Below are 19,591 nucleotides of genomic sequence, written 5' to 3' on the forward strand. Positions count from 1 at the left end.
TACTTCTTCTCAAAGGGATTGGTCGAAAGACCATTTTACCAGTACGCCAGACAAGCCGTAGGCCACCCCTCCATGTTGCCTTGCCGTAAAACTCGTTGCTTTTGGGATATATTTTATGCAGATGGGGGAATTGGTGATTTTCTTGTGGGAAATTACCTTTATACTGGCCCGATCACATGCCGAGCAACCTGGAGAAGTAATACATGCCCGCATCGATGACGCCTTCGGGCGCCTTGAAGGACGTGCCCATGAGCCATGACGACCTCGTTTTCGCCGACGAGGCGGACGACGGTTCGGCAAGCGCTCCCCGTGCCGCCTGGCGCATCCTGGTGGTGGACGACGATGCCGACGTGCACTCGACCACGACCTTCGCGCTGGACAATGTGGAGATGCAGGGCCGGCCGCTGAGCTTCCTGCACGCCTATTCGGCGGCCGAGGCCTTCGAATTGCTGCGCCGCGAACCCGACATCGCCGTCGTGCTGCTCGACGTGGTGATGGAAAGCGCCGACGCCGGCCTGGCGCTGGTGCGCCGCATCCGCCACGAACTCGGCCTGACGGATGTCCGCATCATCCTGCGCACCGGCCAGCCCGGCTACGCACCCGAGATGGACGCCATCCGCGGCTACGACATCAACGATTACCGCACCAAGTCCGAGCTGACCCGCACCAAGCTGTACACGACGGTCGCGGCCGCGATCCGCTCCTACCAGCAGATCCGCGCGCTGGACGAGAACCGCCTGGGGCTGGAGCGCATCGTCGCCGCCGGCGCCGAGCTGATGGCGCTGCACGGCGTGCGCGACGTCGCGGTCGGCATCCTCGAGCAGCTCGGGCGCCTGCTCGGCCAGCCGCCGGAAGGCGTGCTGTGCGTGCGCGAAACCGGCCATGCCCACCCCGACGTGCTGCACGCGGTGGCCGCGAGCGGCGCCTGCCGCCACCTCGACGGCCGCGAGCTCGGCGGACAGCGCGGCGGCCACCTGGCCCTCGCCATCGAACGCACCATGGTCACGCGCCGCGGCATGGTCGACGACGGCCTGCTGACCCTGTACTTCCCCGGCAAGACGGGGCGCGATTTCGTGGCCTGCGTGCCGCTCGACCGCAGCATCGGCGACACCGAGCAGCGCCTGCTGCAGGTCTTCGCCGGCCTGGTGGCGGTCAGTCTCGACAACGTCGAACTGGTGAGCCGCCTGAACCAGGCCGCCTTCCACGATCCCCTCACCTGCCTGCCCAACCGCACCCGCATGGTGGAGCTGATCGACGCCACCCTGGCCGCGCCGGAACGGGGCCAGGCGATCCTGGCCCTGGTCGACCTCGACCACTTTGCGGAAATCAACGACGCGCTCGGCCACCTGTTCGGCGACCTGCTGCTGGTCGCGGTCGGGCGGCGCCTGAAATCGCGCCTGGACGCGGGGCTGCAGGTGGCGCGCATCGGCGGCGACATCTTCTGCGTGCTGGGCGACGCCGCGGCGGTCCAGCCGGCGCCGATCCAGGCACTGTTCCGCGAACCCTTCCAGATCGACGGCCAGGACGTGCAGGTGTCGGCCACCCTGGGCCTGGTGCGCCTGGGCGAGCATGACGGCAGCGGCGCGGACGCGCTCAAGGATGCCGACATCGCCCTCAAGCGCGCCAAGTCGCAGCAGCGCGCCGGCCATTTCTATTTCTCGCGCAGCATGGGGGTCGAGATCCGCGAGCGGGTGCGCATGATGCACGCGCTGCGCAGCGGCTTCCAGCACGGCCAGCTGTTCCTGGCCTACCAGCCCCAGGTCGACCTGGGCGCCAACCGCCCCTTCGGCGCCGAGGCGCTGCTGCGCTGGCGGCTTGATGACGGCCGCCTGGTGCCGCCGGACCGTTTCATTCCGATCGCCGAATATTCCGGCCTGATCGTCGAGATCGGGGAATGGGTGCTGCGCCAGGCCTGCGCGGAGCTGATGCGCCTGCGCCAGGCCGGGCACCTGGACTTCACGATGTCGGTGAACGTGTCCCAGGTCCAGTTCCGCCATCCGCACTTCCTCGAGATGCTGGGCCGCGCTCTGGAGGATACCGGCGCGCCGCCCGAGTTCATCGAACTCGAGATCACGGAATCGATGGCCATGGAAGAACCGGCCCTGCTGGTGGAAAAGCTGGCCCAGGTCAAGCGCACCGGGGTGTCGATCGCGATCGACGATTTCGGCACCGGCTTCTCGTCCCTGTCGCACCTGCAGCGCCTGCAGGTGGACCGGCTCAAGATCGACCGCGCCTTCGTCACCGAGATCACGGGCTCGGCGCGCGGCAGCAGCATCGCCGAGATGGTGGTGCAGCTGGGACGCAACCTGGGCTTGTCGGTGATCGCGGAAGGGGTGGAGGACGAGCGCCAGGCGCAGATCCTGCGCCAGCTGGGGTGCCCGTTGGCGCAGGGTTACCTGTTCTCGCGGCCGCTCAGCCCGGAAGATCTCCAGGCATGGCTGAAACAGCAGGCGCCGAATCGCGCTGCTTGATACAGGACCGGCGGCACAGCCGCCAACCCGAGCTCGACGCTTAATCCGTGGCGGTTTCTTCGGCCGGCCAGTCGCGGATGTAGGCCTTGAGCATGCGGTTCTCGAAGCTCTGGGCTTCCAGCACGGCCTTGGCCACGTCGTAGAACGAGATCACGCCCAGCAGGGTGCGGGCATTCATCACCGGCAGGTAGCGCGCATGCTTCTCCAGCATGATGCGGCGCACCTCGTTGACTTCGGTGTCCGGCGTGACGGTGATCGGGCTGTCGTCCATGTGCTTGCGCACGGTGCCCGCGCCCAGGGAGCCGCCGTTTTCGCGCAGCGCCTTGATCACTTCGCGGAAGGTCAGCATGCCGACCAGATCGCCGTATTCCATCACGACCAGCGAACCGATGTCCTTCTCGGACATCGTGGTTGCCGCGTCGACCAGCGGCGTGTCGGGCGCTACGGTGTACAGGACCTCACCCTTGACCTGCAGGATCTCGGAGACTTTCATGTTGGCCACCCCGGTTTCGTTGAGAAGAGCGCTAGAAGATACTTTTGTATAAGGCATAACTCCGACTGTAGCTGATGCCAGTCAAAAAATCCAGCGAAGCGCCAGCACGCATAGACAACTAGTTGCGCAAAATTAAATAAATGCTAGGATGCCCGCCATCTTCACTCCCGATGAGTTCAAGCGATGAGCGGTCCGCGCGGTCCCCAATATCCTGGTTTCGACACCCTCTCCCTGCACGCGGGCGCCACGGCCGACCCGGCCACCGGCGCGCGTGCCACCCCGATCCACTTCACGTCCTCGTTCGCCTTCCGCGACTCCGACCATGCCGCGGCGCTGTTCAACATGGAGCGCGCCGGCCATGTTTATTCGCGCATCTCGAATCCGACCAATGCCGTGCTGGAAGAGCGCATCGCCGCGCTCGAAGGCGGCGTGGCGGGCATCGCCACGGCCAGCGGCCAGGCCGCGATGCACCTGGGCCTGGCGACCATCGCCGGCGCCGGATCGCACATCGTCGCCTCGCGCGCCCTGTACGGCGGCTCGCACAACCTGCTGTCCTACACCCTGAAACGCTTCGGCATCGAGACCACCTTCGTCGATCCGCGCGACCTGGACGCCTGGCGCGCCGCGATCCGGCCAACTACCAGGATCCTGTTCGGCGAAACCCTGGGCAACCCGGGCCTTGACGTGCTCGACATCCCGGCGATTGCCGCCATCGCCCACGAGCACGACCTGCCGCTGATGGTCGATGCGACCTTCACCACGCCTTATTTGCAGCGCCCCTTCGACCTGGGCGCCGACCTGCTGTTCCACTCCGCTACCAAGTTCCTGTGCGGCCACGGCACCGCCATCGGCGGATTGCTGGTGGATGGCGGCACCTTCGACTGGCAAGCCGCGCACGAGCGCAGCGGACGCTTCCCGGAGCTGTGCGAACCCTATGACGGTTTCCACGGCATGGTGTTCGCCGAGGAATCGACGGTCGGCGCCTTCGCCCTGCGCGCGCGCCGGGAGGGCCTGCGCGACTTCGGCGCGGCCATGAGCCCGCACAACGCCTTCGCCATCCTGCAGGGCATCGAGACCCTGGGCCTGCGCATGGACCGCCATGTCGCCAACACCCGCCGCGTGGTCGAGTTCCTGCTGTCGCACCCGATGGTCGAGTCGGTGTCGTATCCCGAGCTCGACAGCCACCCGGACCACGCGCTGGCCCAGCGCCTGCTGCCGAAAGGTTGCGGCGCCGTGTTCACCTTCAACCTGAAGGGCGACCGCGCCGCTGGCCGCCGTTTCGCGGACGGCCTGCAGCTGTTCTCGCACCTGGCCAACGTGGGCGACGCCAAGTCGCTGGTCATCCATCCGGCTTCCACCACCCACTTCCGCGTGCCGGCCGAACAGCTGGCCGCCTCCGGCATCACCGAGGGGACTATGCGCCTGTCGGTGGGCCTGGAAGATCCGGCCGACCTGATCGAAGACCTCAAGCGCGGCCTGAAGCTGGCCCAGAAAGGAGCCTGAGATGCTGCTCGACGTACAAGGCAAGCAGGCCTACTGCTACACCGGCCGCAAGGTGTTCGATGCCGCCCTGCCCGCCATCGTTCTGGTGCACGGCGCCCAGAACGACCATTCCGTGTGGGGACTGCAGAGCCGCTACCTGGCCCACCACGGCCACGCGGTGCTGGTCCCGGACCTCCCCGGCCACGGCCGCAGCGCCGGCCCGGCCCTGACCAGCGTGGAGGCCATGGCCGACTGGCTGCTGGCCCTCCTCGACGCCGCCGGCGTGCAGCGGGCCATCCTGGGCGGCCACAGCATGGGTTCGCTGATCGCGCTGGAAGCGGCGCACCGTGCGCCGGCAAAGGCCGCCGGCCTGGCCCTGCTGGGCACGGCCTATCCGATGAAGGTGTCCGAGGCCCTGCTCGAAACTTCGCGCAGCAACGAGGAGGCGGCGATCGACATGGTCAACATCTTTTCGCACTCGTCGATGGCGCACAAGCCATCCTGCCCCGGCCCCGGCTTCTCGGTGATGGGCGGCGCGCGCCGCCTGATGCAGCGCATGTCGGCGCGCAACCCCGAGCAGCTTTTCTACACGGACTTCGCCGCCTGCAACAACTACGCCAACGGCGAAGCGGCGGCCGCCGGCATCGCCTGCCCGGCCCTGTTCATCCTGGGCAGCAAGGACATGATGACGCCGGCGCGTTCCGCGAAACTGCTGACCGGCGCAGTCAAGCATGGCACAATCGTCACCGTGGAAGCCGGCCACTCCCTGATGACCGAAGCGCCCGATGCGGTGCTGGACGCACTCGCCGGGTTTGCGGCCTCCGCCTACGCGACCTGAAAAGGAACGAGGAGACCCCGCCATGACCGCCCCTGCACGCGCACGCTTCGCCAGCTTCGCGGAGTTCTATCCCTACTACCTGAGCCAGCACGAAGACCGGCGCTGCAGGCGGGCGCATTTCTTCGGCACCTCGTCGGCGATCGCGGCCATCGCCCAGTTCATCGACAGCATGAACTGGTGGTGGCTGCTGTTCGCCTTCGTCTCCGGCTACGGCGGGGCCTGGATCGGCCATTTCTTCTTCGAAAAGAACCGGCCGGCCACCTTCGACTACCCCTGGTATTCGTTCCGGGCCGACTGGGTGATGTACTGGCAGATGCTGACAGGCAAGCTCAGCTGGTAGTTGCCTGGAAGTGCTGGTCCAGGGTCTGGTCCAGGCCCTGTTCGACGGCCTGTTCCACCTGCCGGGCGAGCTGCACGGTATCGACCGCCAGCGGCGTATCCGGCTGGGGTTCGTCGCGCTTGACCGCCTCGGCGCCGCTGTGGTCGAACACGAACAGGCGGTAGACATCGGCCACGCGCAGCTTGCACGGATCGATCAGGAGCACCCAGTTGTCCGCGTTCTCGCGCACCCCACGTCCCCAGCGCGTGCGGGCAGACAGGTCGTCCTGTACCCGCCCGACCCAGCCGGCCGCCACCATCTTCTCCAGCAGCATGCCCATCTCGTCGTAGCCGATCCGCGTATGCGCGCGGATCGTCGCACTCGACACCAGGGCCGTGCCGGTCACCTGAGAGCTGCCGTACAGCACCTTCAGCACCGCCATGGCGTCGACAAAGGCGCTGCCGGGCGCCGGCTGGTACCACCAGCGTTCGTACTTGACCACCGGCAGCGCCGCCGTCAGGACAGCGCCGACCAGGGTGATCAGCCAGGACACGTACATCCAGATCAGGAACAGCGGCAAGGCCGCCAGCGCGCCGTAGATGATGGCGTAGGTCGGGAACTTGCTGATGAACAGGGCGAAGACGCGCTTGGCGACTTCGAAGGCGATCGCCGCGGCCAGCCCGCCCCAGACGGCGTCGCGCCAGTCGACCGAGCGGTTCGGCACTGTGATGTAGAGCAAGGTGTAAGCGCCGGTCGTCAAGGCCACCGACACCAGGGTATAGAACAGCGCGCCGACGAAAGGCACGGCCTTGGTCACGCTGAACAGCTGCGAAGTGGCGGTCAGCGACAGGCCGAACAGCATCGGGCCCAGCGACACCAGCGCCCAGTAGATCAGGATGCGCTGGGACAGCTTGCGCGGCCGGCGCACGCCCCATATCTGGTTGAAGGCGCGTTCGATCATGCCCATCATCGCCGCCGTGGTGAACAGCAGGGCCACGGCGCCCACCACCGACAGGCCCTTGGCCTTGCTGGCGAACTGGGTCAGGTTGGAACTGATGGTGCTGGCGATGGCCTTGGGCATCAGGGTCTGCACGAACCAGGTATCGAGGGCTGTGCGCAACTGACCGAAGACCGGAAACGTGGTAAAAATGGCCAGGACGATTGTGAGCAGCGGTACCAGGGCCAGGGTGGTGGTGAAGGTCAGGCTGCCCGCCACCTGGGGCAGCTTTTCCTCGGTCAGGCGCCGGCGCGCGAAGCGCACCAGGTCGCGCGCCTCCGCCCAGGTCAGGCCGCGCACGCGATCGACGCTGACGTTGAACATCCCGCTGGTGGTTCGTGAAAGATGGTGGACGGTCCTGGAAAGCATAGTCGCTGGTCTGTGTGCGGGGTGATATTTCAGCAAAGCATTCTATAATACCAACGATGAACCGGAACCTGACCATCCTCGTGTTGTACTACTCGCGCCATGGGGCCACGCGCAAGCTGGCCGAACTGATCGCCCAGGGCATCGACAGCATCCCTGGCGCCGAGGCGCGCCTGCGCACCGTGCCCGCGGTCTCCACCGTGGCCGAAGCCACCGAGCCGGACATTCCGGCGAACGGCGCGCCCTATGTCGAACTCGAGGACCTGGCCGACTGCGCCGGGCTGGCGCTGGGTTCCCCCACCCGCTTCGGCAACATGGCCTCGGCGATGAAATACTTCCTCGACGGTACCGCCACCGAATGGGTCAACGGCACGCTGTCCGGCAAGCCGGCGGTCGTGTTCACCTCCACCGGCAGCCTGCACGGCGGCCAGGAGGCGACCCTGCTCTCGATGATGATCCCGTTGTTGCACCACGGTATGCTGGTGATGGGCTTGCCCTACACCCATCCGGAACTGATGAACACCGCCAGCGGCGGCAGCCCCTACGGCGCGACCCACTGGGCCGGCGTCGACGGCAAGCGCGCGCTGACCGAGGACGAGCGCAGCCTCTCGGTCGCGCTCGGGCGGCGCCTCGCCGAGGCCGCCGTCAAACTGCATGGAACGCGCTGAATGAATACCGCAAAACTCTTCCATACCGGCGCCATCGCCAGCCTGATCTGGCTGATCGGCTGGCTGGTGGCCTGGGAAGTCGTCGTGGCGCCCCTGCAGCCGGGCAGCTGGCTGCTGGCGCTGAAGGCCCTGCCGCTGCTGCTGCCGCTGCGCGGGGTCATCAAGCGCGACCTGTACACCCTGCAATGGTCGTCGATGATGATCCTCGTGTACTTCGCCGAAGGCGCCGTGCGCGCCTGGGCCGACCAGCTCGAAGCCTCGCGCATCATGGCCATGGGCGAGGTGGCGCTGGTGCTGGTGTACTTCGCCTGCGCCCTGCTCTACCTGCACCCGTTCAAGAAGGAAGCCCGGCGCCTGGCCAAGGAATTGCTCGACAAGGTCAAAGTGCCGCATGACTGATGCGCTGCTGGCGCAATGCCGCGCCATCGTCGGCGACGCCCACGTCTTCGGCGAGCAGGCCGACATGGCGCCCTTTCTTACCGACTGGCGCGGCCGCTTCACCGGACGCGCCCGCGCCGTGGCGCTGCCCGCGAACACCGAGGAAGTCGCCGCCGTGGTGCGCGCCTGCGCCGCCAGCCGCACGCCGGTCGTGCCGCAGGGCGGGCGCACCGGCCTGGTGCTGGGCAGCGTGCCGGACGCCAGCGGATCGGCCATCGTGCTCTCCCTGCGGCGCCTGAACCGCGTGCGCGCCGTCGATGCCGCCAACCGCACCATGACCGTGGAAGCCGGCTGCATCCTCTACGACGTCCAGCAGGCGGCCTCGAATGCCGGCATGCTGTTCCCCTTGTCGCTGGCGGCCGAAGGCAGCTGCACCATCGGCGGCAACCTGGCGACCAATGCCGGCGGCACCGCCGTCCTGCGCTACGGGAACACGCGCGAACTGTGCCTGGGCCTGGAAGTGGTCACGGCCCAGGGCGAGATCTGGAACGGCTTGCGCGGCCTGCGCAAGGACAATACCGGCTACGACCTGCGCGACCTGTTCATCGGCGCCGAAGGCACGCTGGGCGTCATCACGGCCGCCGTGCTCAAGCTCTACCCCCAGCCGAAGGCGGCGCTCAGCGCCCTGGTCGCGCTCGAATCGCCGCGCCACGCGCTGACCTTGCTCGGCCTGCTGCAGGACCAGTGCGGGGCCGCGCTGACAGGCTTCGAACTGATGTCGGACTTCTGCCTGCAGCTGGTCGAGACCCATTTTCCCAAGCTGCGCCATCCCTTCGCGGCGCGCTACCCGCAGTACGCGCTGGTGGAACTGTCGAGCAACGAGTCGGAAGACCATGCAGCCGCGCTGCTGGAATCGAGCGTCGGGGCCGCCCTCGACAGCGGCGTCGCGCGCGACGCGGTGCTGGCGACGTCCGGCGCCCAGACCCTCGGCCTGTGGCAACTGCGCGAGCACATTCCGCTGGCCCAGGCGGCGGCCGGCAAGAACATCAAGCACGACATCTCGCTGCCGGTGTCGAGCATCCCGGACTTCATCGCGCGCACCGACGCGGCCCTGCTGCAGGCCTTCCCGGGCTGCCAGCTGGTCACCTTCGGCCACCTGGGCGACGGCAACCTGCACTACAACGTGGCGCCTCCGGGCGGCAGCGGCCACGACGCCTTCCTCCAGCACCAGGACGTGGTCAACCGCATCGTGCACGACAGCGTGGCCAGCTTCGGGGGCTCGATCTCGGCGGAACACGGCATCGGCGCGCTCAAGCGCGAGGAACTGGCGCGCACCAAGTCGCCGGTCGAACTGGACATGATGCGTGCCGTCAAAGCCGCGCTGGACCCGCTCGGCATTATGAACCCTGGCAAAATTCTTTGACCAGGAGAGCGACATGTTGCGACACCTACCCATCCTGACCGCCTGCATCGTGTGCCACGCCGCGGCGGCGGACCCCGTCTACAAATGCAGCGAAGGCGGCCGGATCAGTTATGGCGACCGGCCTTGCGGCCATGCGGCGAGCGTGCTGGCGGTGCCGGAAGCGCCCGCGCCCGATCCCGACGCTTCGGCGCGCCTGGAGCGGGACCGCGCCGCCTTGCTGGAACTTGAGAAGGCGCGCGTGACCAGGGAACTGCGTGAGGAGCGCGAGGCGGTACGCGCGCGCCGCGAAGCCGCTAGCATGCGCCGCCGCTGCGACAAGCTCCGTCTCAATCAGCGGTGGGCCGAGGAAGACGCGCGGCGCAGCACCGGCGCGGCCCTGGAGGCGGCGCGCATCAAGGCGCGGCGCCAGGCCGAGGCCCTGGCGGTGGAATGCCCGGCCTGACGATCCTGTCACGCTGGCTGCTGCTCGGCGAATGGCGCGCCCATCCGGTGCGCGCGCTGGTGGCGGTGGCCGCGATTGCCGTCGGGGTGGCGATGGGTTTCGCCATCCACCTCATCAACGCCGCCGCGTTCAACGAATTCTCCGCCGCCGTCAAGAGCCTGTCCGGCCAGGCCGACATCCAGGTGGCGGGCCGCGAACCCCTGTTCGACGAAGCCGTCTATCCGCGCCTGGCGAGCCATCCGCTGGTGGCGGTGGCGTCTCCCGTACTCGAAGTCTCTGCCGGCATCGCCGGCCGCGAAGGCGCCTTGCGCATCATCGGCATCGACGCCTTCCGGGCCGGCTTCATCGCTCCCGACCTGGTGGGCGTGGCCTCGGAAGGCCGCGTGACCGACGTGCTGGCCGACGACGCCGTATTCCTGTCGCCCGCCGCACAGGCCTGGCTGGGCCTCAAGACGGGCGATATGCTCACCCTGCGCGCCGGCACCGGCGACCTGGCCTTGCGCGTGGCTGGCCCGATCCAGCGCGCCCGCGCCGGCCAGCGCATCGCGGTCATGGACATCGGCGCCCTGCAGTGGCGCTTCCAGCGTCTGGGCCAGCTCTCGCGCGTGGACCTGAAACTGCGCGACGGCGTCGACCGCGCCGCCTTCCAGCGGCAGCTCGCGGCGGAGCTGGACCGCGACTTCCCGAACCGCTACACGGTCGGCCAGCCGAACGACGAGAACCAGGCCAGCCGCACCGACAACATGAGCCGCGCCTACCGCGTCAACCTGACCGTGCTGGCCCTGGTCGCCCTGTTCACCGGCGCGTTCCTGGTGTTCTCGACCCAGGCCCTGTCGGTGATGCGGCGGCGCAGCCAGTTCGCGCTGCTGCGCGTGCTGGGCTTGGCGCGCGGCCAGTTGCTGCGCCAGGTGCTGCTCGAAGGCGGCAGCCTGGGCGTCGCCGGGGCCCTGCTGGGCGTGGCCGCCGGCTACGGACTGGCCGCCGCGGCCCTGCATTACTTCGGCGGCGACCTGGGCGCCGGCTACTTCCCCGGCATCCGGCCGCAAGTGCAGTTTACGCCGGTCGCGGCCTTCGTCTTCTTCGCCCTCGGCCTCGGCGTCGCCCTGCTGGGCTGCGCCATGCCGGCGCTGGAAGCGGCGCGCGCCCGTCCCGCGGTCGCCATCAAGTCGGGCGCCGACGAAGGCGCGCTATCCAGGCTGGCGCGTGTCTGGCCCTCGGTCCTGTGCCTGCTGCTGGCGGCCGCTTTCGCCTTCGCGCCGCCGGTATTCGAACTGCCGCTGTTCGGCTACTTCGCCATCGCGCTGCTGCTGATCGGCGGCATCGGCCTGATGCCGCGCTTTGCCGCCGTGACTTTCCGCGTGCTGGAACGCCTTGTCGTGCGCAGGCCCAGTGCACCGCCCGTGTTGACGCTCTCGCTTGCCCGCCTGGCCAACGCGCCCGGCCAGGCCTCGATCGCCCTGGGCGGCGTGCTCGCCAGCTTCAGCCTGATGGTCGCCATGGGCATCATGGTAGCCAGCTTCCGCGTGTCGGTCGACGACTGGATGGGCCACATCCTGCCGGCCGACCTCTACGTGCGCACCGCCGCAGGCGGCAACACGGGCTTCCTGAGTCCCGCACAGCAGGCCGCCCTGGCCGCCGCGCCGGGCGTGGCCCAGGCCCAGTTCCTGCGCACCCGGCGCGTCACGCTCGACCCGGCGCGCCCGCCGGTGGTCGTGATCGCGCGCGACATCGATGCCCGCGATCCGGGCCGGCTGCTCTACCTGGTCGGCGATTCCGCCACCGCGCCGGCCGGCGCGCGCCCCGCCTGGGTCTCCGAGGCCATGCTCGACCTGTACGGAGCCCGCGTCGCTGGGACGCTGCGCGTGCCGCTGGGCGGGGCCACGGTGGAGTTCTTCGTGGCCGGGGTCTGGCGCGACTATGCCAACCAGTCGGGTTCCATCGTGATGCGTTTGGGCGACTACCGCGCGCTCACCGGCGAAGGCGAGGTGACCGACGCCGCCCTGTGGGCCGCGCGCGGCGCTTCTGTCGACCAGCTCGAGCAGGGGGTGCGCGCCCTGCCTTTCGGCGCCTTCCTGCAGATGATGCGACCCGGCGACATTCGCGAGATGAGCCTCAGGATCTTCGACCGCAGCTTCGCCGTCACCTACCTGCTGGAAGCCATCGCGATCGCCATCGGCCTGTCCGGCGTGGCCGCCAGCTTCTCGGCCCAGACCCTGGCGCGGGCGCGCGAATTCGGCATGCTGCGCCACGTCGGCGTCACGCGCGGCCAGGTGTACAAGCTGCTCGCCTTCGAAGGCGGCCTGCTGACGATGCTCGGCGTGGCCGCCGGTTTCGCACTCGGTTTGGTGATCAGCCTGATCCTGGTCTACGTCGTCAATCCGCAATCGTTCCATTGGACCATGCAACTGCACCTGCCCTGGCCGCTGCTGGGTAGCGTCGCTGCCGTGCTGGTCGCCGCCTCGGTCGCCACCGCGCTGGTGTCGGGCCGTTATGCGCTCTCGGCAGGTCCGGTGCGCGCAGTCAGGGAGGACTGGTAAATGCGCTTCACCCTTGTTCTGATGCTGTTCCTGGCCCAGCTCTGCCACGCCGCCCCGCCGAACTTCGCCGCCGTCACGCCGGGCAGCGCGCTGTCCTTCCCGCGCGACTACGGGGCGCACCCGGAATTCCGCACCGAGTGGTGGTATGTCACCGGCTGGCTCGAGACGCCCGAACGCAAGCCGCTCGGCTTCCAGGTGACCTTCTTCCGCAGCCGTACCGAGCACGATCCGAACAATCCCAGCGCCTTCGCCCCGCGCCAGCTGGTAATCGGCCATGCCGCCCTGTCCGATCCCTCGGTCGGCCGCCTGGTGCACGACCAGCGCAGCGCGCGCGAAGGCTTCGGGCTGGCCTGGGCGCGCACCGGCAACACCGACCTCAAGCTGGACGACTGGCGCATGGTGCGCGACGCCGCAGGCGGCTACCGCGTCACCATCCGCTCCGGAGAACTCAACCTGGAGCTGCGCCTGCGCCCCACCCAGCCGGTGCTGGTCCAGGGCGAAGGCGGCTATTCGCGCAAGGGTCCGAGCCCCCGGCATGCGAGCTACTACTACAGCGAACCCCACCTGGAAGTCAGCGGCACTGCCGGCCGCGCCGGCATGGCGCCGGTGGCGGTCAAAGGGAGCGCCTGGCTCGATCACGAATGGTCGAGCGAAGCCCTGATGCCGGACGCTTCGGGCTGGGACTGGATCGGCGCCAACCTCGACGGCGGCGGCGCCCTGATGGCTTTCCAGATCCGCGCCAAGGGAGGTGGTAAACTATGGGCGCACGCGACCGTGCGCGAGGCGTCGGGAAAAGTGACGCGCTACGCGCCCGACGAGGTCAGTTTCACCCCGCAGACGCGCTGGAAATCGCCCCGCACCCAGGCGGAGTACCCGATCGGCACCCTGGTGGCGACCGGGCCGCTCCGCTGGCAGATCCTTCCCCTGCAGCCGGACCAGGAACTCGACTCGCGCCGTTCGACCGGCGCGGTCTACTGGGAAGGCGCGGTCACGATCCTGCGCGACGGCAAGCGCATGGGGCGGGGCTACCTGGAGATGACCGGCTATGTGCAGCCGATGAAGTTGTAACCTGAGAGAACAATAAGCGACACGATGACCAAGCGTTCCACCAGTAATCCGGATTCCGACCCGTCCCGCAAAGGCAGCCTGGCCACGCTCAAGGGCCTGCTGCCCTTCCTGCGTCCCTACCGCCGCCAGTTCATCCTGGCCGGCATCGCGCTGCTGTTCGCAGCCGGCGCCACCCTGGCCATTCCCGCCGCCTTCAAGCAGATGATCGACCTGGGCTTCGCGCCCGCCATCGCCGGCAGCGGGGGCAGCAGCAATATCGAACACGTCGACGCCACCTTCCTGGCCCTGTTCGGGCTGGCCGCGCTGCTGGCCGTCGCCACCGCCGCGCGCTTCTTCACCGTCTCGTGGCTGGGCGAACGCGTCACCGCCGACATCCGCAGCGCCGTGTACCGCCACGTGGTGCAGCAAAGCCCCGAATTCTTCGAGACCACCCGCACCGGCGAGGTGCTGTCGCGCCTGACCACCGACACCACGCTGATCCAGACCGTGGTCGGCACCAGCATCTCGCTGGCGCTGCGCAACACCCTGCTGTTCGCCGGCGGCCTGGTGATGCTGTTCGTGACCAGTCCCAAGCTGACCAGCATCATCCTCGGGCTCATGGTCCTGGTGGTGCTGCCGATCGTGATGTTCGGCCGCCGCGTGCGCAAGCTCTCGCGCGATTCCCAGGACCGCATCGCCGACGCCTCGGCCCTGGCCGGCGAGATCCTCAACGCCATGCCGACCGTGCAGGCCTTCACCCACGAAGCCCAGGAAGCCAAGCGCTTCGGGGCCTCGGTGGAAGACGCCTTCGGCACCGCGATCCGCCGCATCCGCGCGCGCGCCACCCTTACCATGCTGGCGATCCTGCTGGTGTTCGGCGCCATCGTCTTCGTGCTGTGGCTGGGCGCCCACGCCGTCCTGCAAGGAACCATGACCAGCGGCGACCTGGGCCAGTTCATCCTGTACGCCGCGATGGTGGCCGGCTCGGTGGGCGCGCTGTCGGAAGTGATGGGCGACGCCCAGCGCGCGGCCGGCGCCACCGAGCGCCTGCTGGAGCTGCTGGCGGCCCGTTCCGACATCCAGAACCCGGCCCATCCCAGCCCGCTGCCGGCGCGCACCGCCAACGGCGCCCGCCTGAGCCTGGCCGACGTCACCTTCGCCTATCCCTCGCGCCCCGAGAGCGCGGCGCTGTCGCACCTGAACCTGGACATCCGCGCCGGCGAGACGGTGGCCGTGGTCGGCCCCTCCGGCGCCGGCAAGACAACCCTGTTCCAGCTGCTGCTGCGCTTCTACGATCCGCAAGCCGGCAGCATCCGCCTGGACGGCGTCGACATCCGCGACCTGGAACTGCACACCTTGCGCAGTGCGATCGGCATCGTGCCCCAGGATACGGTGATCTTCTCGGCCAACGCGCTCGAGAACATCCGCTACGGCCGCCCGGACGCCAGCGACGCCGAAGTGTTCGCGGCCGCGAAGATGGCCGCCGCCCACGAATTCATCGAGCGCCTGCCGGAAGGCTACGAGTCCTTCCTGGGCGAGCGCGGCGTGCGCCTGTCGGGCGGCCAGCGGCAGCGCATCGCGATCGCGCGCGCCCTGCTCAAGAACCCGCCGCTGCTGCTGCTCGACGAAGCCACCAGCGCCCTCGACGCGGAATCCGAACGCCTGGTGCAGCGCGCGCTGGAGGCGGCCATGGTGGGCCGCACCACCATCATCATCGCCCACCGCCTGGCGACGGTGCAGCGCGCCGACCGCATCGTGGTGCTGGACGAGGGCCGGATCGTCGAATCCGGCAGCCATGCCGAACTGGTGGCGCTGGGCGGGGTCTACGCCAACCTGGCGGCGCTGCAGTTCCAGCTGCACGCGCCCGTAGCTGCCTAGTACGCGAAGTCCACAATTGTAAATTCCGGCGCACCGCGGTGCGCCGTTTTTCATTCTCGTTCAATATCTTATCGAAGCCATATGTGTGTTGTTGCGTGACACAATCCGGCTGCCGGAACGCTGTTTTTAGTTGCCCAGTGACAACTTAGCGCGCTAAGATGAATGGTCACCTTTCTCCCTTGACCAACGCGCCCGCCTATGAAAAACAGCAAATATCATCCTGCCAACTGGAGCGTCGGCACCCGCATCAGCGCCATCAACTTCACCCTCGTCAGTGTCATCATCGCTGTCCTGGTCGGCGCCATCACGGTGTCCACCTCGCGCATGCTGGAAGAGCGCGCGGCGCAGAGCGTCGCCAACGAGCTCAAGGGCGTGACCAGCACCGTCGAACTGTTCAACAAGACCGTCAGCGGCCAGGCGGTGGGCCTCGGCCACATCTTCCGCGCCTCGCTGCCGGGCAGCCTGGAGCTCGACACCGAGAGCACCGGCACCATCGACGGCAAGACCGTGCCGCGCCTCAAGCTCGACGGCAACCCGCTCAACCTCGACTTCAGCGCCCCCGACTCCTTCACCGAGCAGACCGGCGGCAACGCCACCATCTTCGTGCTCGACGGCGAGGATTTCGTGCGCGTCAGCACCTCGGTCAAGAAGGAAAACGGCGCGCGCGCCGTGGGCACCAGCCTGGACCGCGCCAGCCCCGCCTACGCGGCCCTGCGCGAAGGCAAGACCTACATCGGCATGGTCAGCCTGTTCGGCAAGCCGACCATCACCCAGTACGAGCCGGCGCGCGACGCCAGCGGCAAGATCGTCGGCGCGCTCTACGTGGGCGTCGACATCAGCAAGGACATGGCGCTGCTCAAGGAGCGCATCCGCTCGATCAAGATCGGCGACACCGGCTACTTCTACGTGCTGAACGCGGCGCCGGGCAAGCAGTACGGCGAACTGGTGGTGCACCCGGCCAAGGAAGGCCAGAACATCCTCGACAGCCGCGCCGCCGACGGCCGCCCCTTCATCAAGCAGATCCTCGAATCGAAGAACGGCACCATCAACTACGACTGGCAGAATCCGGGCGAAACCAGCCCGCGCGAGAAGTTCGTGGCCTACGCCCATGTGAAGGACTGGAACTGGGTGATCGCCGGCGGCACCTACCGCGACGAGATCGTTGCCGCCGCTTCCGACCTGCGCAAGCGCTTCATCCTGCTGGGACTGGTGTCCCTCGCCATCCTGTCCGGCGTGCTGCACTACGTGATTCGCCGCAGCGTCTCGCGCCCGCTCGCCCAGGCCCGGGAAGTCGCTAGGCGCATCGCCGAGGGCGACCTGACCGCCCAGGCCACCGTCAAGCACCGCGACGAGATCGGCGCCCTCACCCAGGCCATGAACGCCATCGGCGGCCGCCTGTCCAGCGTGGTGGGCCAGGTGCGCGAAGGCGCGGAGCAGATCGCCAACGCCTCGCAGGAAATCTCGGCCGGCAACCTCGACCTGTGCCAGCGCACCGAGGAGCAGGCCGCCAGCCTGGCGACCACGGCCTCGTCGATGGACGACCTGACCGGCACCGTGCGCCAGAACGCCGAGCATGCGAACCAGGCCAACGAGCTGGCGCGCAAGGCCTCCAGCATCGCCCAGAAAGGCGGCGACACCGTGGCCCAGGTGGTCGAGCGCATGGAATCGATCACCCAGGCCTCGCGCAAGATCTCGGACATCACCGGGGTCATCGACGGCATCGCCTTCCAGACCAACATCCTGGCGCTGAATGCCGCGGTGGAAGCCGCGCGCGCCGGAGAGCAAGGACGCGGCTTCGCGGTCGTGGCCAACGAAGTGCGCGGCCTGGCCCAGCGCTGCGCGGCCGCCGCCAAGGAGATCAAGGGCCTGATCGAGGCCTCCAACGGCGAAGTCGACGCCGGCAGCCGCCTGGTGGCCGAAGCCGGCCAGACCATGCAGGAAGTGCTGGCCAGCGTGGGCCGCGTGACCGACATCATGGCCGACATCAGCGCTGCCGGCCACGAGCAGACGCGCGGCATCGAGGACGTCAACCGCGCGATCGGCGAAATGGACGCCGTGACCCAGCAGAACGCGGCCCTGGTCGAAGAAGCCAGCGCCGCCGCCACGGCGATGCACGAGCAGGCCGATGCGCTGGCGCGTTCGGTGCGCCAGTTCCGTCTGGCGGACGACGGCGAGACGGGCAAACCCGCCCTGGCGCCGACGCGCCGGCCCGCACTGGCCCGCTGACCGGGCAAGGTGTAGAGTAGCGGGCTCTTGTCCCAGGAGCCCGCCTTGAACGAATCCGAACTGCTGCGCCGCTGCCACACCATCTTCCCGGGGCACCGCGCGCGCCGTCCCGCCGAACTCTACGCCGACATGGCGGCCTGGTGCGAGCGGCACGATATCGACCACGACGTGTACGGCAGCGGGGCGCTGATCCAGTCCTTCGAGGACAAGATCGCGCGCCTGCTGGGCTTCGAGGCCGCCGTGTTCTGCGTCACCGGCACCATGGCCCAGGTGACCGCCCTGCGCCTCGGCGCGGAAGACCGCGGCAGCCGCCTGGTCGCCCTGCATCCGACTTCCCACATCTTCGTGCACGAGCGCTCGAACTACCAGCTGCTCGGCCACTTCCACGCCCTGCAGGCGGGCGACCGCCATCGTCCCTGGCTTGCCGCCGACCTGGAAGCCATCCCCGACCGCCTGGGCGCCGTGGGCCTGGAGATCCCGATGCGCGAGATCGGCGGCCAGCTCTCGAGTTGGGACGAACTGCAGGCGATCAAGGCGCATTGCCGCGTGCGCGGCGTCCACCTGCACATGGACGGCGCCCGTGTGTGGGAAGCCCAGGCAGGCTACGGCCGCAGCGCCGCCGAGATCGCGGCCGGCTTCGATTCCGTCTACGTGTCGCTGTACAAGGGCATCGGCGGGCTGGGCGGCGCGATGCTGGCCGGCAGCCGCGAATTCGTCGGCCGCGCCGCGGAATGGTTCCGGCGCGAAGGCGGAAATGTCATCCACCGCTCGCCCTATATCGTCGCGGCGGCGATGCAGTTCGACCAGCGCCTGGCGGCCATGCCGGACTACTTCCGCCGCACGCAGTTCCTGGTTGAAGCGCTGCGCGCGCATCCGGAAATCCGCGTCAACCCGGCCGCGCCGCAGGCCAACATGCTGCATCTTCACCTGCCCGTGGGCCGCGGGCGCGCCCTCGCGATCCGCAACGAGTTGGCCGCTGAACACGGCATCTGGATGTACAACCGCGTGGCCCACAACGCGCTGCCCGATACGAGCCTGGTCGAGATCTACGTCGGCGACAACCTCGCGGCCATGGACGACGACAGCCTGCGCGGCGCCCTGGCCCTCTTCGCGGCCAAGCTGTCTGAGTTACAATAGCCGGCTACTGTAGAAAGACCCGCAATGCGCCAATACCTCGAATTCATGCGCCATGTGAAAGAGCATGGCGCCGTCAAGACGGACCGCACCGGCACCGGCACCCTGTCCGTCTTCGGCTACCAGATGCGCTTCGACCTGCAGGAGGGTTTTCCCCTCCTGACGACCAAGAAGGTCCACCTGAAGTCCATCATCCACGAGCTGCTCTGGTTCCTCCAGGGCTCGACCAATATCGCCTACCTGAAGGAACACGGCGTCACGATCTGGGACGAGTGGGCCGACGCCAACGGCAACCTGGGTCCGATCTACGGCTACCAGTGGCGCAGCTGGCCGGCGCCCAACGGCGAGCACATCGACCAGATTGCGCAGGTGATGGACCAGATCAGGCACAATCCGGACTCGCGCCGCATGATTGTCTCGGCCTGGAACGTGGCCGACGTGCCGAACATGAAGCTGCCGCCCTGCCATGCCCTGTTCCAGTTCTACGTTGCCGACGGCAAGCTGTCCTGCCAGCTCTACCAGCGCAGCGCCGACATCTTCCTGGGCGTACCCTTCAACATCGCCTCCTACGCGATCCTGACCCACATGATGGCCCAGCAGGCCGGCCTGGAAGTCGGCGACTTTGTCTGGACCGGCGGCGACTGCCACCTGTATGCGAACCACCTGGAGCAGGTGGAGCTGCAGCTGTCGCGCGAGACCCGCGCTTTGGCGCGCCTGGAGATCAAGCGCAAGCCGGATTCGTTGTTCGACTACCGCTTCGAGGATTTCGAGGTGGTGGGCTACGACCCGCATCCCGGGATCAAGGCGCCCGTTGCGGTCTGACGTGTCTTTACAGCTTGACAGATCGCTTGCAAACAGACAACATTTGCAACTCGGAATTACAATCAACGCG

The 19,591-nt window shown here is 68.2% G+C and carries 16 protein-coding genes; 14 read left to right on the forward strand and 2 right to left on the reverse strand.

What is annotated here, in order from left to right:
• Window positions 1–203: 203 nt before the first annotated feature.
• Window positions 204–2,471, forward strand: coding sequence for a bifunctional diguanylate cyclase/phosphodiesterase (locus KBW95_RS09585; protein WP_211522695.1), 2,268 nt, complete (start codon window positions 204–206; stop codon window positions 2,469–2,471).
• A 40-nt stretch (window positions 2,472–2,511) separates the two neighbouring features.
• Here KBW95_RS09585 and KBW95_RS09590 read toward each other — a convergent pair whose 3' ends face one another.
• Window positions 2,512–2,964 (reverse strand): CBS domain-containing protein, encoded by a 453-nt coding sequence (locus tag KBW95_RS09590; protein WP_211519930.1) that lies wholly within the window; start codon window positions 2,962–2,964, stop codon window positions 2,512–2,514.
• Between the two features lie 183 nt (window positions 2,965–3,147).
• On the opposite strand from KBW95_RS09590, the gene KBW95_RS09595 reads away from it, so the two are divergent.
• Genes KBW95_RS09595 through KBW95_RS09605 form a run of 3 tightly spaced genes read left to right on the forward strand, consistent with a single transcriptional unit; the run spans window position 3,148 to window position 5,624 of the window.
• Entirely contained in the window at window positions 3,148–4,467 is a 1,320-nt protein-coding gene (locus KBW95_RS09595) for an O-acetylhomoserine aminocarboxypropyltransferase (RefSeq protein WP_211522694.1), read from the forward strand.
• Between the two features lies 1 nt (window position 4,468).
• The gene (locus tag KBW95_RS09600) at window positions 4,469–5,284 is read left to right on the forward strand and encodes an alpha/beta fold hydrolase (RefSeq protein ID WP_211528118.1); all 816 of its coding nucleotides are present in this window, start codon (window positions 4,469–4,471) and stop codon (window positions 5,282–5,284) included.
• A gap of 22 nt (window positions 5,285–5,306) precedes the next feature.
• On the forward strand, window positions 5,307–5,624 hold the full coding sequence (locus tag KBW95_RS09605; protein WP_211522692.1) for a DUF962 domain-containing protein: 318 nt from the start codon (window positions 5,307–5,309) through the stop codon (window positions 5,622–5,624).
• Here the strand turns inward: KBW95_RS09605 and KBW95_RS09610 are convergent.
• Window positions 5,614–6,924, reverse strand: a complete 1,311-nt coding sequence (locus tag KBW95_RS09610) for a YihY family inner membrane protein (protein ID WP_211522864.1) — start codon at window positions 6,922–6,924, stop codon at window positions 5,614–5,616. The two genes, KBW95_RS09605 and KBW95_RS09610, sit on opposite strands and share 11 nt — an antisense overlap.
• A gap of 101 nt (window positions 6,925–7,025) precedes the next feature.
• Between KBW95_RS09610 and wrbA the strand changes: the two genes are divergently transcribed.
• The 10 genes from wrbA (at window position 7,026) to KBW95_RS09660 (ending at window position 19,521) form a co-directional block, all read left to right on the forward strand.
• Window positions 7,026–7,634, forward strand: a complete 609-nt coding sequence (wrbA, locus tag KBW95_RS09615) for an NAD(P)H:quinone oxidoreductase (protein WP_211522691.1) — start codon at window positions 7,026–7,028, stop codon at window positions 7,632–7,634.
• Window positions 7,635–8,033 carry a DUF2069 domain-containing protein gene (locus KBW95_RS09620; RefSeq protein WP_211522690.1) on the forward strand — a complete coding sequence of 133 codons (399 nt, stop codon included), beginning with the start codon at window positions 7,635–7,637 and terminating at the stop codon, window positions 8,031–8,033.
• Complete coding sequence (locus KBW95_RS09625; RefSeq protein ID WP_211528119.1) at window positions 8,026–9,435, forward strand: FAD-binding oxidoreductase; 1,410 nt, start codon at window positions 8,026–8,028, stop codon at window positions 9,433–9,435. The genes KBW95_RS09620 and KBW95_RS09625 overlap by 8 nt, the downstream gene beginning before the upstream one ends.
• Before the next feature lie 13 nt (window positions 9,436–9,448).
• Complete coding sequence (locus tag KBW95_RS09630; RefSeq protein ID WP_211528120.1) at window positions 9,449–9,877, forward strand: DUF4124 domain-containing protein; 429 nt, start codon at window positions 9,449–9,451, stop codon at window positions 9,875–9,877.
• Window positions 9,865–12,414, forward strand: a complete 2,550-nt coding sequence (locus tag KBW95_RS09635; RefSeq protein ID WP_211522687.1) for an FtsX-like permease family protein — start codon at window positions 9,865–9,867, stop codon at window positions 12,412–12,414. Before KBW95_RS09630 ends, KBW95_RS09635 begins: the two co-directional genes overlap by 13 nt.
• Window positions 12,415–13,482: a lipocalin-like domain-containing protein gene (locus tag KBW95_RS09640; protein ID WP_211522686.1), complete on the forward strand. Its 1,068-nt coding sequence runs from the start codon at window positions 12,415–12,417 to the stop codon at window positions 13,480–13,482.
• Window positions 13,483–13,506: 24 nt separating this feature from the next.
• A complete protein-coding gene (locus tag KBW95_RS09645) occupies window positions 13,507–15,339 on the forward strand; it encodes an ABC transporter transmembrane domain-containing protein (RefSeq protein ID WP_211522685.1) in 1,833 nt (610 codons plus the stop codon).
• Window positions 15,340–15,537: 198 nt separating this feature from the next.
• Window positions 15,538–17,565, forward strand: coding sequence for a methyl-accepting chemotaxis protein (locus KBW95_RS09650; RefSeq protein WP_211522684.1), 2,028 nt, complete (start codon window positions 15,538–15,540; stop codon window positions 17,563–17,565).
• 45 nt (window positions 17,566–17,610) lie between these two features.
• On the forward strand, window positions 17,611–18,702 hold the full coding sequence (locus KBW95_RS09655; RefSeq protein WP_211522683.1) for a low specificity L-threonine aldolase: 1,092 nt from the start codon (window positions 17,611–17,613) through the stop codon (window positions 18,700–18,702).
• A gap of 24 nt (window positions 18,703–18,726) precedes the next feature.
• Window positions 18,727–19,521: a thymidylate synthase gene (locus KBW95_RS09660; protein ID WP_211522682.1), complete on the forward strand. Its 795-nt coding sequence runs from the start codon at window positions 18,727–18,729 to the stop codon at window positions 19,519–19,521.
• The last annotated feature ends 70 nt before the right edge of the window (window positions 19,522–19,591 follow it).

This window comes from Massilia sp. ZL223, from assembly GCF_018119395.1.
Classification (GTDB): Bacteria; Pseudomonadota; Gammaproteobacteria; order Burkholderiales; family Burkholderiaceae_D; genus Telluria.